This is a genomic window from Acinetobacter sp. (assembly GCF_041919735.1).
Classification (GTDB): domain Bacteria; phylum Pseudomonadota; class Gammaproteobacteria; order Pseudomonadales; family Moraxellaceae; genus Acinetobacter.
Window position 1 is genome coordinate 36,662 of sequence record NZ_JAYRTF010000025.1, and the last position, 14,126, is coordinate 50,787.

General features: G+C 44.5%; 11 protein-coding genes. 1 reads left to right on the forward strand and 10 read right to left on the reverse strand.

Features of this window, described 5'->3' with window-relative positions; translation table 11 throughout:
• Positions 1-80 precede the first annotated feature (80 nt).
• The 8 genes from argB to ACE3T3_RS13500 form a co-directional block, all read right to left on the reverse strand.
• Positions 81-989 (reverse strand): acetylglutamate kinase, encoded by a 909-nt coding sequence (gene argB / locus ACE3T3_RS13465; protein WP_374667754.1) that lies wholly within the window; start codon positions 987-989, stop codon positions 81-83.
• Between the two features lie 10 nt (positions 990-999).
• Positions 1,000-2,421, reverse strand: coding sequence for a phosphomannomutase/phosphoglucomutase (locus ACE3T3_RS13470; RefSeq protein WP_374667756.1), 1,422 nt, complete (start codon positions 2,419-2,421; stop codon positions 1,000-1,002).
• Positions 2,422-3,173: 752 nt separating this feature from the next.
• A complete protein-coding gene (locus tag ACE3T3_RS13475) occupies positions 3,174-4,067 on the reverse strand; it encodes a LysR substrate-binding domain-containing protein (RefSeq protein WP_374667758.1) in 894 nt (297 codons plus the stop codon).
• A gap of 9 nt (positions 4,068-4,076) precedes the next feature.
• Positions 4,077-5,300, reverse strand: a complete 1,224-nt coding sequence (locus tag ACE3T3_RS13480; protein ID WP_374667760.1) for an MFS transporter — start codon at positions 5,298-5,300, stop codon at positions 4,077-4,079.
• The gene (locus ACE3T3_RS13485) at positions 5,297-5,914 is read right to left on the reverse strand and encodes a TetR/AcrR family transcriptional regulator (RefSeq protein WP_374667762.1); all 618 of its coding nucleotides are present in this window, start codon (positions 5,912-5,914) and stop codon (positions 5,297-5,299) included. The genes ACE3T3_RS13480 and ACE3T3_RS13485 overlap by 4 nt, the downstream gene beginning before the upstream one ends.
• 481 nt (positions 5,915-6,395) lie before the next feature.
• Positions 6,396-6,917, reverse strand: a complete 522-nt coding sequence (locus ACE3T3_RS13490; protein ID WP_374667764.1) for an acyl-CoA thioesterase — start codon at positions 6,915-6,917, stop codon at positions 6,396-6,398.
• 327 nt (positions 6,918-7,244) lie between these two features.
• Positions 7,245-7,427, reverse strand: a complete 183-nt coding sequence (locus ACE3T3_RS13495; RefSeq protein ID WP_374667766.1) for a hypothetical protein — start codon at positions 7,425-7,427, stop codon at positions 7,245-7,247.
• A 446-nt stretch (positions 7,428-7,873) separates the two neighbouring features.
• Positions 7,874-8,899, reverse strand: a complete 1,026-nt coding sequence (locus tag ACE3T3_RS13500; RefSeq protein WP_374667768.1) for a patatin-like phospholipase family protein — start codon at positions 8,897-8,899, stop codon at positions 7,874-7,876.
• Positions 8,900-9,096: 197 nt separating this feature from the next.
• On the opposite strand from ACE3T3_RS13500, the gene chrA reads away from it, so the two are divergent.
• Positions 9,097-10,299 carry a chromate efflux transporter gene (gene chrA, locus ACE3T3_RS13505; protein ID WP_374667770.1) on the forward strand — a complete coding sequence of 401 codons (1,203 nt, stop codon included), beginning with the start codon at positions 9,097-9,099 and terminating at the stop codon, positions 10,297-10,299.
• A gap of 56 nt (positions 10,300-10,355) precedes the next feature.
• Here chrA and gltS read toward each other — a convergent pair whose 3' ends face one another.
• Positions 10,356-11,597 (reverse strand): sodium/glutamate symporter, encoded by a 1,242-nt coding sequence (gene gltS / locus ACE3T3_RS13510; protein ID WP_374667776.1) that lies wholly within the window; start codon positions 11,595-11,597, stop codon positions 10,356-10,358.
• A 520-nt stretch (positions 11,598-12,117) separates the two neighbouring features.
• On the reverse strand, positions 12,118-13,419 hold the full coding sequence (locus tag ACE3T3_RS13515) for a DcaP family trimeric outer membrane transporter (RefSeq protein ID WP_374667772.1): 1,302 nt from the start codon (positions 13,417-13,419) through the stop codon (positions 12,118-12,120).
• Positions 13,420-14,126 lie beyond the last annotated feature (707 nt).

Below are 14,126 nucleotides of genomic sequence, written 5' to 3' on the forward strand. Positions count from 1 at the left end.
CGCTAACTGTTAATCACACAGACGGCTTGATTCTGCATGTACATGGAGCTTCAGCTCCAGCTAGCCCTCCGCCTAAACAGTTATGCTTTTTTCGGATTGCTGCGGTTGGTAATCAGCGTGCCGACACCGTGGTCGGTGAAGATTTCCAGCAAGGTGGCATGCGGCACACGGCCATCCACAATATGCGCGCTGACCACGCCGCCTTTGACCGCATCGAGCGCACAGCCGACTTTCGGAATCATGCCGCCGTAGATCACGCCTGTTTCAATCAGGCGGTCCACTTCCTGCGTGCTGAGCCCAGTCAGCAAGTTTTTGTTTTCGTCCAATACACCGCTGATATTGGTCAGCAGAATCAATTTTTCTGCGCCCAGCGCTTCCGCCACCTTACCCGCCACCAAATCTGCATTGATGTTGTAGGTATTGCCTTCCTCATCCACACCCAAAGGCGCAATGACCGGAATAAAATCGCTTTGCGTGAACATTTCAAGTACGTCAGTTTTCACACCAACCACTTCGCCGACCAAGCCCAAGTCAATTTCTTGAACCGTACCGTCTTCAGCAGTCTTCTGCATCAGCAGCTTTTGCGCGCGCAGCAGGTTGCCGTCTTTACCGGTCAAGCCAATCGCGCGGCCGCCATGCTGATTAATCAGATTGACGATCGATTTATTCACGCTGCCGCCCAGAACCATTTCCACCACTTCCATGGTTGCAGGGTCTGTCACGCGCATGCCGTCAATACGGTCAGATTCACGGCCCAGCTGCTTTAAGAAAGAATCCACTTGCGGACCGCCGCCATGCACCACAATCGGGTTCAGGCCAACCGTTTTCAATAAAACGATGTCGCGGGCAAAAGAACTTTCCAGCTCAGGATCGGTCATGGCATTGCCGCCATATTTAACAACCAGCGTCTTGCCCGAAAATCTTTGAATATACGGCAAAGCTTCTGTCAAAATTTGCGCTTTGTCGATGCCAGTATGCTGATGCGGCATTCGCCTCTCCTTATTGAGCATCTAAGATGTCTTGAGCAATATGCGGATATTGCTCTAACAACATGGAACTGAACAGTGTGCGTATTTCATCTAAGCGTGCAGGATTATCCGCATCAAAGCGTACCGTGAAATACTCGCCTGTATTCGATGCTCGAATGATGCCAAATCCATCATCAAAATCAAGTCGTATGCCGTCAATTTTACTGATTTCGGCATCAATAAACTGAGATTGATGCTCAACCGCATTTAAAACAGTTTGCGGAATGGCATGATAGGTGCTGATATAAATGTCTTCTGTGCCGTTGCGTTCAGGATACGGCGCCAGCGCCTGCGACAGGCTGAGGCCTTTATTCTGCAGATATTCAATCACCCGCAAGGCCGCATACAGGCCATCATCGTAGCCGCCGCCGCGCCCGTCATTAAACACATAATGTCCAGCGTATTCGCCGCCAAACACCGCTTTGCCTTTGGACTGCGCCAAGTATTTGCGTAAAAATGAACTGCCGGTGCGGATCATGACCGGCTGGCCGCCGCCCCTCAAAACAGTGTCGCGCACCATGGTTGAACATTTCACATCATAGATGATTTCACTGTTTGGATGCTCAGCCAAGCACATATCTGCAAACAGGCACAGCAAGCGGTCAGCGGAAATAATTCCGCCCAATTCATCAATCAGCACCAAACGGTCGCCGTCACCATCCAAAGCGATGCCGATATCCGCTTTCTGCGCCAAAACCGCATGACGGATTTTCTGCAGATGAATTTCCTGTGATGGGTCCGGCGCATGATCCGGGAAATTGCCGTCCGCTTCGCAGCGGATGGCAGTCACATCACAGCCGAGTTTTTTTAGAACCAGTGCTGCACAGCGTCCTGCAGAACCATTTAAACCATCCAGCACCACTTTCAGCGGTTGCTTCAGCTGAATATCATCAAGCAGTGACTGCTGATACTGCAGGCAAAATTCAGGAAAAACCTGGTGTTCCAGCACAGCTGTACTGAGCGCAGCTTTGGGCACAAAGTGCTTTTTGGAATCCTGCCCCACCTGATGAATCATTTCAGGGCATGGCGGCTCCCCTTGAATCATCCATTTAATGCCGTTGTCTGTTTTTGGATTATGGCTGGCCGTCACCATAATGCCGTTTCCGCCAAATTGCTTGGCAATGTAATACAGCATGGGGCTGGAACAGCAGCCGATCATTACGGCTTCTATATGATGCTGCCGGCATATATTTTGAATAATTTGCGCATAGGCTGGGCTGGTTAAACGCGCATCATAGCCAATCGCCAGCTGGGTTTGGCCGGCACGAAGATACTGCTCGGCCAAACCGTGCGCAATTGCCTGCACCATTCCCGCATTCAGCACGGAGACTTTTCCGCGGATGTCATATGCGCGGAAAATATGAGTTGGGAAGTTATTATACAATGACCCCATAAGGTATTCTTCTAGTCATCTATGTTGCTAAAATTGATTCATTCTTTAATAAATCATAGAGTAAGCCTATTAATTAAACCCTGTTTCAATTAATACGTTTTACCGGCCTGATATGTGCATTTTTCTATATGATTTCAATTAAAGAATCAATTAAAAATTGCGCCCAAATAATACATCAAAACTTACCTCAAACAAAATTTACCGCTAAACGGTATTAATGCGTTAAAATTGTTTTTAATCTCGGTGACTTAGAATAAGATTTATTTAGCGTTGGTTTAAAATCAATAAAAAATACCGTGACTCAATCAGCATTAATTTAATCGAAAAGAAAAAATAAACACCTAATATTAAGGTAAATTTCACAAACATTTTTAGATTAATAAAAAAATATACTGCACTCAGCATAATCAGCGAAACAAAATAAAACAGAGCTTTATATTTTATTTACAATATTATTTTTATGCCGCTGCATCTTAAAAATATACAACAGGGCTATATAAATCCAAATAAATCATTATTTTATTTAAACTCAATACAATTCAACCTGAATCCAGGCTAAGCCATTAACTTGAAAAAAATAAGGGTTGAGCCATCCATTGAATTGCCGCAGCAATTTTCCCGCTCCAGGCCTGATGCTGGATTCAGCAAACAATTGCATGCAATCAATGATTGAGCGCTAAACCTTAAATTAAACCATTGAAAGCAGCATCATGCCGATCGTCTTCATTTCTACTTTATCTTCAGTCTAAGGATTAAAAGAAACCCATATAAAACTGTTCTTTCAATACCTTTAAAATCAGCTCAATCGCTTCATTTTTCTTGCTTTTACGGTAGCTGGCATACAGCCCAATCATCGGCAGCGGCTCAATGGTGCTTTTCACCACAATTTTATCGCCCAGCAGCGGAATCACATAAGATGGCACCAAGCTCCAGCCCACCCCCATGCCGACCAAATTGACATTCAGCAAGATGTTGGTTGAATGCTGCACCACGTTTACATCCAGCTTGGATTGCTTGAAAAAGTTTTGAATAATACGGTACAGCTCTGGCGAAGAGTGCTCATCGCTGACAATAAATTCCTGCTGATTAAAGCTCTTAATGCTGATATGACGCTGCGCCGCTTCCGAGCAGTCCTTCGGTATAATCAGCGCCAAAGGTTCAGTAAAAACTTGAATGGATTCGATATCGTCAGCCTCTTCCGCATAGCGGGTAAAGGCAATATCAATTTCACCTTTATACAGCGCTTTGAGCTGATCGGCGTCCGTCAAGCTATGGAAATGGATTTTCAGCTCAGGAAACTGCGCGCGGATATTGGGCATGATGTAAGGAAATACTTTCATTTCCGCAACTGGCACAAAACCGATATTCAGCTGCTCTTTGGTCAAGTGCGCCACTTGTCGCGCATCCAGCACCGCTTTTTCAGCATGCTCCAAACTCAGGCGCGCTTCTTTCAAAAAGGCCTTGCCTTCTTCCGTCAGCTCGACTTTACGGTTTGAGCGCTGCAGCAGCTGTACGCCGACTTCCTGCTCCAAATCTTTGATTTGCTGGCTCAAAGACGGCTGTACAGTGCACATACGCTGTGCTGCCTTCGTAAAATTCAGCTCTTCAGCAACGGCTACAAAATAACGCAAATGACGCAATTCCACACGGCACCTCTATTGGACGGACGTCTGCACAGGCTTCTTCAATGCCACGCAAGCCCTGTAAAGAAATAATGTTATGATCACCAAAACGGCACAGCTTAAATACGTAAACTGATAATCAAAAAATGCAATCAGCAGGCCCATCACCACAGAACCCAAAGCTAAGCCAATATCAAATAAAGCAAAAAAGGTCGAAATCGCATGCCCGAGGCGTTGCCGTGAAACCGTCTGAATGGCCATGGTCTGCATGCAGGGAAACAGCGAACCATAGCCCATGCCGATAAACACCGCAGACAGCCACAGCACCCATTGATTATCCATAAAGCTGACAATCACCAAGCCAATGGCGAAGGAAATAAAGGATGGATAAATCACTGAGCTTGGCCCTTTACGGTCATACCATTTTCCCACCCAAGGGCGTACTGCAATCATCGACACCGCAAACACAATAAAAAACAGGCTGGCGGCGCTGAGCAAATGCTGACTGTCGGCAAAGGCGGTAATAAAGCTGGTAATGCTGGAATAAGCAAAAGCCACCAGCAGCGCAATCATGCTGATCGGCAGGACGTTTACCTCAATAATATCTTGCCAGCCAATGCTGCGTTTCGGCGCATCGTCTGCAGTTGCAGATTGCGGATATTCCTTGACATTCAGTGTCAGGCAAAAGACGTAACCAATACAGGTCACAATACTGAGCAGCGCAAACAGCGTATTAAAGCTGGTAAATTGAATAACCGTAAGCGCAATCAGCGGCCCGAACACCATGCCTAAATTGGTTGACATGACAAAATAGCCCATGCCCTCGCCTTTACGCCGTTCAGGAATAAAATCATTCACCACTGGCACATTTACCGTGGTCAATATGCTGAACCAAAAACCATGCAGAAAACGCACAATCAGCAGCGACCATAGGCTATCAATCAGCAGATAGCTGAAAGCAAACAGGACAAACAGCAGGCCAGCGCCGCGCAGTGAACGTTTTTTGCCTAAACGCTCCACGATTAAGCCTGAAAATGGCCGGATCGCAATGGATGACAGCAAAAACAGCGTCAGCGCCAGACCCGCTTCTTTGACCGTACCGCCCAGATCCTGCAGGATATAAATCGGCAGCACGCTAAGCATGGCAAAATAGTAAATGAATAAAAACAGGTTATTGCATAAGCACAATAAAAAAGCGCGGTTCCACAGCGGCTGGGCCTTTTCAGCAGCGTTCAGATGTTCAGATTGTTGATTCACGTACGGCTGTCCTGCTGCGCTGCAATTAAAACCGGCTGCAGCGCCAATTGCACCAGCTGCTGGATATAGCGCTCATCCGGCACCCGATTGAAAAATATAATTTGATAGTGAATCGGCCCGTACAGCATATCCAGCATCAATTCAAAAGGATAATCTGCCCGAATTTCACCCCGTTCAATGGCGTGATTGATCAGCTTGCGGGTCTGCTCACGGCGCGGCAGCAGATACAGCTTAAAAAATTCACCCGCCGCCTCACGGTGTTCCGCCATCACCACCAGCAAAGCCCGCCCTACATGATGATTCAGCGCTTTCGACAGTTTCAGCAGCTGCTGATTCAAATTAAACGCCAGCGATTGCTCATAATCCAAATCAAAGACTGAAGCGGTATTTTCTTTAAACGCTTCAAACACCAAATCAGATTTGTGCTTCCACCAGCGGTAAATTGTGGACTTGCCGACGCCTGCGCGGGCTGCAATATCCTCAACGGTCAGCTTGCTGTAGTCGCATACCGCCAAAGCGTCATTGACTGCACGCAAAATGCATTGCCTGCGCCGGGAGCTCTTTTCAATGTCGTTTGTTCCAGACAAATCCGGAACGCTGTTCGCTGCACTCATGCTCAATCCACAGGAAAATATAAAACGATACGTATCGTTTTATATTACACCGAATGAATACTGTTCTCTATCCATTTTTGGCCATGCAGCATAAAACTTTAGTGGAATGCTCGGAATTAAAAGCTGAGTGTTTTAAATATCTTGTTTAATCAGCGTCATTATAATGATTAAAAAAATGCCGTAAAAATATAGGATTTAACAGCTTTAAGTACTAAGAAGGCATTTATAAAATAGCGCATGATGGCGCAATTGAAGGCATTTGCACGGACATGTCTAAGCAACTCATATTTCATATTCGGCTGTACGCCGAAAATTGCTATCACATAAAATTCAATGATGTTCTCGCATGCAGAATGTTTAATTGCAGAAGAAATCTTTAAACATTTAAGGCCGCCTCACGCATCAACAGCCGTGATCTTTCGTAGATTAGCCTACAATAAAAAACCGCCCAAAGGCGGTTTCTTGCTATGCATGGCGTCAATCAGCTATGCGAAGATTTTTTATAAATACTGCATGATGGATGATGATTTTCCTGCAGGCGCGCAATTTTACGCTGTTCAGCAGCTTCAAAGCGGCAGCGCTTCCAGTCATTATTCAAGTTCAATTCTGGAATCTGCTTCGGCTTGCCGTTTTCATCGACAGCAACCATAGTAAAATAGCAGCTGTTGGTGTGGCGCACCGTACGCTTTTGAATGTTTTGCGCTTCAACACGGATGCCAATTTCCATCGACGTGCGGCCTACATGATTAACGCTGGCCAGAAAAGTCACCAGCTCACCGACGTGGATCGGTTCTTTAAAATTCACTTTATCGACAGACAAGGTCACCACATAACTGCCTGAATAACGGCTTGCGCATGCATAAGCCACCTGATCCAGCAGCTTCAAAATTGTTCCGCCATGTACATTGCCTGAAAAATTCGCCATATCTGGAGTCATTAACACAGACATAGTTAACTCAGATTGATCTTCTAATATCGGAGCAATTTGATCTAATGGGGGCATCGTTTTTCTCTAGACTTTATGGATGGACTTTGATGAGTGTGATTATTATATCGTTTTTAGCAGAAATAACATGTTTGAATCGGCAAAAAAATCATCACCATTATTTATAGTGATTTAAACATCATTCAAAAAGATATATAGCAATCTTATTAACAGACTGAATATTAAACAAATTTAAATCATTTCATGATTTTAATGTAAATTGCAGATAATTTGAATTTTGCCAAAAGAGCAGATTAAAAATAAAACAGCATGCTGTCTGCGCGATTTATCATCACTTTTCACCATTAACTTAATATTGAAATTCACTGGTACAGCTTAGTGAATTTAAATTTTTGGCGGAAGTATTTTCAGCATTTCAAATGCAACATTGTCATAGCTGAGTTTTTGCTGATCTGCCAGCTTCGTCTCAACGGTAAAGGAGCCATCGATATTGACCGCTGTCACCACAAATACCTGTTGGCCCATCGCAGCCAAAGTGACTTGTTGGCCAATTTTCAATGTACGCATTATCGTCATTACTCATGCTTCAATTAATTGATTTCAGCTATAAAAAGCTGATGAAATTTTAGCGATTTTATACGCAAAGGTAAACTTAAATACATGAGATAAAAAGCTAAATAGAAATTTAGTATCAGATAAAAGCTTTCAAAGCTTATTTGAATTTATATTAAATATCATTAAGTTATAGATATACACCCATTCAGGACATACATTTCCACCGTTCAGCAGGCGTAATACCGCGATAAAGGCTAACGCAGCGCCCGACCATTTCCATAGCCGAATCATCCATATCGAAAATGTTTAAATACAATCAGAGAAACAGGCTGCTCATTGATGCAGAAGCCCTTATCTTGATAATTTTTGATATACCTTTAAACGCCAAACCGTTTAGCGCCGCACCTAAACACGGCCCCAAACGGTTTGCTGAAACAAAAATAAAGATGGTTTAAATGTTACTGCTGCACGCTGTACTGCTCAGCTTCAAGCTTAATCGGATGCTTATGATCAGCAAAAACCTTCACAATATCATGCAATTTTGATTCAGCTGCGGTGACTCCGGCCTGCATTGTGGCTTCGCGGCCACTCACATCAAAAATATGCGCTTTTTCGCGAATATCCGGCTGAATCACAATATCTGCGCGCTTTAATTCTTCTTTAGCCAAATAGTACTGCATAATATTGATATTTTGGTTAAACAGCCCCCAGACATTGCTGGTTTCGGTATGCATCGGCTGCGCCAAAATATCTACAGCAATAATAATATCCGCGCCTAAATCACGCGCGACATCCACGGGAACCGGACTGACCAAGCCGCCATCCACATATTCCTGATGATTAATCACCGCGGGAATAAACATGCTCGGAATGGATACCGATGCGCGAACCGCCTGTCCTGTATTTCCTGCATTAAACACCATTTTCCGGCCCTGCTGCAGTTCTGTGGCAACCACATACATAGGGGTTTTCAGCAATTCCAGCGGCGTATCATTCACTTGCTTATTGACATAATCCTCGACTTTTTTGCCGTCCAGCACGCCTTTTTTATCCAAACGGATTTCACGCACATCATTTGCCTTCATGCTCAGCGCAACTTCGCGCAGTTCATCCGCTTTCAGGCCTGACGCATACAAGCTGCCGACAATGCTGCCAGCACTCGTTCCGACAATAAAATCCGGCTTAATGCCATTGGCTTCCAAAACTTGAATGACGCCAATATGCGCATAGCCGCGCGCGCCGCCGCTGCCTAAAACTAAGGCCACGACTGGCCGCCGCTCCTGCTGTTTCAGCTTTTTAAAATCAATCCGGTCTTTACCTGCATAAGCTTCAACTTTGTTTAAAGCCGCAGCCGTGCTGTGCTGAACTGCAGGCGCTGCTTGATCGGCAGGCTTTGATGCTGCAGCTGGGCCGCCGGCAAACAGCGCGCAAGTCAAAATAGCAAAAGATAATGTCTTTTTCACCACAGAGATTCCAACGTTCATTGTGCATTTTCTTTGTGAAAGATAGTCTAAAGAGATCGAATCCCCCTCATTGTTATAATTCGTTAAACATGAAGGTCGTTCAAAATTTTGCATTAAACTGTCATATCATTAAATTATAATCTTAAACCCTTATTAAGCGGATTTTACGCCGTAAATTTCTTTTGCGGTTTCTTTTTTCTTTCAAAAAATTACAGCCCATGCAATCTATTTCTGTACTGCGCATTTTTTGGGTGTTCCTCAAGCTGGGCTGTACATCGTTTGGCGGCCCTGCTGCGCATTTAGTCTTTTTCCATCAATGCTTTGTCAAAAACAAGCAGTGGCTCAGCGATACTGAATATGCGCAGATTATGGCCTTGGCGCAGCTGTTGCCTGGGCCGACCAGCAGTCAGGCGGGCATTGGCATCGGCTATTTAAAAAAAGGCTATGCCGGCGCAGCTGCAGCCTGGCTGGGCTTTACACTGCCGTCAGCACTGCTGATGGGCGCAGCCGCCATCGCTGGACAGCATTATTTCAAGCTGATCAGCACACAGAGCTTTCATATTATTCAATTGCTGGTATTTGCCGTGGTCATTCACGCCTTTTGGCAAATGTTTAAAAGCTTCTGCGGCTCATTTTGGCACAAAATGATCATGCTCTCTGCTACGGCGCTTATCCTGTTACTGCCGTCCAGCAGCAGTCAAATCTGCGCTATTTTGGCCGCGGGCACCGCTGGACTCATTTATGCAAAACATCAATCCAACACCGCAGTTGCAAAGCCGGCAGCGGACAGCGCATCGGCAATGAACCGAATGCAGAAGCTGCGCGCCAGTTTCTGGCTGCTGCTGTTCTTTTTACCTTTCGCGCTTTTCCTCTTTTTGCATCAAACCGAACACTCGGTTTGGCGCAGCATTTATGATTTTTATCAAAGCGCCTCTTTGGTCTTTGGCGGCGGACATGTGGTTCTGCCGCTGATGTATGAGGACTTTGTCGCCACTCAGAAAATTTCAGCAGAAGCCTTTCATGCCGGCTATGCGTTGGCACAGCTCATGCCTGGCCCATTATTCAGTTTTGCCAGCTACTTAGGTGCATTGCTTCCTCTCACGCCATGGCCTGCATTGAATGCAATGATGGCTGTAGCTGCTATTTTCTTGCCATCTTTTTTTCTGATGTTTGCCGCGCTGCCCTGCTGGAACTGGCTGATGCAGCGCAAATTCATCCGCACTGCGGTTTTAAGCATTAATGCCGCAGCAGTGGGCCTATTGCTGGCAATGCTTATTCCGATGGGCAGTCAGACGATTTTACAAATTGCAGATGCCATCATCCTGATTGCGCTGGTGCTTTTGCTCCGCACCTCTTTGCCTATTTGGCTGATTCTGATGGGGGCTTTTGCAGTTTGCAGCGTGCTCTTCCGCCTTTTTTAAGGGCTTGCTTTAATTCAGCAGGCATAAAAAAAGCCTCTAAAAAGAGGCTTTTTTCATTATACAAAGAATTTAAGAATGACTTGAATCACCGTGGCATTAATCAAATCCACAAAGAATGCACCGCATAGAGGCACGATTAAGAAAGCTTTATGTGAGGGGCCATACATATTGGTGATGGCCTGCATATTGGCGACCGCTGTTGGCGTTGCGCCCATACCAAAGCCGCAATGGCCTGCCGCCAGCACAGCTGCATCATAATTTTTACCCATAACGCGGAAAGTCACAAATGCCGCATACAGCGCCATCGTCAACGTCTGCGCGCCGAGAATTACAACCAGCGGGCCAGCCAAATCCGCCAGCTGCCACAATTTTAAAGACAGCAGCGCCATCGCCAAATAAAGTGACAACGAAGCATTGCCGAACACATCAATCGCGCGGTCAAAAATTTGCACACGGAAAATGCCTTCCAGCACATTACGCAAAATCACACCGCCAGCCAGCGCCCAAACAAAGGTCGGCAATTCAAACATGGTGCCCTTGCTGAATGACGTCATAAAGTCGGCAAAAGCCAAACATCCAGCAAATAAGCCCAGCGTGGTAATGGCATTATCAGCGGTAATCAAGCGGACGCGGTGCGGATATTCGAACGGAACATATTCTGTCGAATTGATATCCGCCAATGGTGTATCATCGCTTTTTTTAATTTGCTCATTGGTGCGCGGCGCAGCAAGCGCATAACGGTTAATCAGCAGCTTCGCTAAAGGGCCGCCAATAATACCGCCAATAATCAAGCCAAAGGTCGCACTCGCCATGCCCAGCGCCAATGCGCCTTGAATGCCGTGCTCCACTTCTAGAATTTCACCCCAAGCGCCAGCTGTGCCATGTCCCCCGGTCAGCGTGATTGAACCGGCAATCAAGCCAATTAAAGGGTCAATGCCTAACATTGTTGCAAGGCTGATCCCAACTAAATCCTGCACAACAATGAATGAAGCGACTGCAATCAGGAAGATCACCAGTCCGATGCCGCCTTCTTTCAGCTTAGCAAAATTTGCACTCAAACCGATAGATGAAAAGAAAATCAGCATAAAGCTGGTTTGCAGTTCACTGCTGGTCGTAATGCTGTAACCCCATAGACTGTGCACAATCAAAGAAACAATAGCTGCAACCAAACCGCCAGCGACAGGTTCCGGAATATTGTAGCGCTTTAAAAAACTAATTTTATTGACCAAAAAACGCCCAAGCAGCAATACAATTACGGCGGCGATCAAGGTATAAAATGCGTTAAATGTAAATTCCATCATCATTATCCTTAAGGCATGCTGTGTTGTGGCATACATTAAAACTAGCCATTGCATTTACAGCCGCTCCAGCTCTGATAAAAAGCTGAGGCGCCTGTCTATTTTTAAGCATGCTTCACATCAAAACAGCATCACATGCCTTTTCAGTTCAAGTTCATCTGCCTCCGCTGCTTTGGCCGGCCCCCTGATAAAATTCAAGGTTAGTCAAAAGAATCAGCAGCATAGGCAAAAAATCTTGCTGATTAAAATATAAAATCCGTTTCACACTGAAGCAGCAGAATTGCTGCCGGAGACTCAATATGAATAAAAGTGCGACATTATGCCTATTTTTTTGTTAAATATTTTATTTTTTTTACAATAAACCATATCAATAACTGTAATCGTTTTTTTATATTTATTTCTGACGAAAATAATCCCTGATTTGCCAATACCCAATTGCAGAACAAAGCATGCTGCTGGAAACAAAAAACAGGAGCATCAAGCTCCTGTTTTTTAATAATTTAAAATTTTATCTTTTAAATTAGAAACTGTATTTAGCCATTAAGCCAACACGGTCATCTTTGAATGTTTTGCCTGTGAATGCTTCACGCTTACCATTCACATATTCAACGCCCAGCTCAACTGGCTTAACTGGTGAATAAATGATATTTAACCAAGCTTGCTGCACTTCTTTGTTTGCTGTTAGATCATTAGCATCTCGGACAGTTTTCGCATAGCCAGTATCATCATCAGCAAATAGCGCGCCATAGGCTAAAGTTGAACGAAGTTTTTCGTTAAACTTGTAAGTCGCGCCAATTTGTACCGCAGTAAATTTATTTTGCTCAATGTTGCCATTTGCATTCACAACATAAGCAGTATTCGCGCCATAAAGATAGTTGCTGTTGCCTTCAACATACGATACGTCGCCATTCAGTCTCAACTGATCAGTTACATCAAAAGTTGTACCTGCTGCCAAGCCCCAACCTGTTTTATCATCATTACCATCTTGAACTTTATGCTGTTCAACTAAGGCACGGCCAGAAGCAACACCTTTACCGTCTGCAAAGCCTTGAGTGACTTTTGCTGTTAATACAGGAAGACTGTATTTAACCGTTGAACCAGTTGCTTTACTATCGCCTTCTTCAGCTGCAACAAACAATTGGGTTTGCGGTGCAAGCTTAAAGTTATAACGAACTTGCGGTAAACGCTGAGTACCGCCGCCTACGTTAGTGCTGAAATCAATCATTTCTGGCGCATGGCTAGACAGGAAGTTCGAGGTTGTTTGACCGAATAACCAGTTATTATAGGTTAAATAAGCATGGCGAATACGGAAGCCTTCACCTTTTACGCTATCTGGATCAGCAAAGTCAGCTTCGATTTTACCGCCCACTTTATTATCAGCACCTACTGGCGCTGTGAAATCTAAGCCAATGCGTGTGGTTTTTGCAGTTGCGCGCAATTTGTCTTTTGTTGCGCCATTTGTTGAGTTCACGCTGCCGAAGTCACTATCTGCACCTTCGATGATGTAGTTTGCATCACCGCGTACGAAACCGTATAGATTTACATCTGCGCCTGCTTTAGATTTTAAGCTGGCAAACGGTGAAGCTGGAGCTGCAGCAACTGGAGCTGGACGCGCTTTGACTTGCTGAATATCAGCCTGCTGTTGGACTTGAACCTGCTGCTGTGCTTGAATCAGATTCTTAAGCTCTGCAACTTCTGCACGCAATTGCGCAAGTTCTTTTTGTTCAGCTGTGGCTGCATGCGCAGAACTCAGCATAATTGCTGAAACGGCAATGGCTAAGCTGTATTGAGCTGCAGGTTTTTTAAGTTGAGCGAAATTCATATATTCTCCAGATGAATTCTAGTTTCACACAATCATTTTCAATTCAGATGAAAATGTATTTTTGTGGCAATTTTTAACTTTTTCCTAATTGCATATTTATACAGGAAAAATTAGATATGACTTTGCTGATTTTACGCATTTGTAATTTATATAATGAATAAGCAATAAGCCCAGCCTTCCATGCTATAAATTTTCAAACCCCTAAACAGCACCATAATAACCATCTTTTAATGGCGGTTTTGTCTTGCAATTTTTGGTCCTGTTGAACCGCTCCTTTTACAAATCCATTTTTTGTACAGTGTATTTTTAAAATTGAGCTGTTCTTCCTGACACCTCGTGACGATTATTTGAACGGACAATTCTTCGAATGGCTATCTGTGCTTTAGTAGCATGAGACCATGGCCCAATACCGCCTAATTGCACAAAAGCCGCCTTCATAATTCCGATAAACGTCTTCAGCATAATAAGTTCTTGAACACAGTCATAGAATTGCATGCAGCACAGGTTCCGCTATTAGCCGAATATTCCAATATTATACCTAAAAGGTAAATACCCATACCCCATAAGTATGATAAGTTCGCCACCTTTTTCATGATTGCGACACAATCTGTTATTCACCAATTAAAATGTCTATGCGATAAACCATTTAAAATGTCCTGTTTTTAACCACAAGAGTCAAGCACAGGATTTAAGTTTCTTTGTTCAAC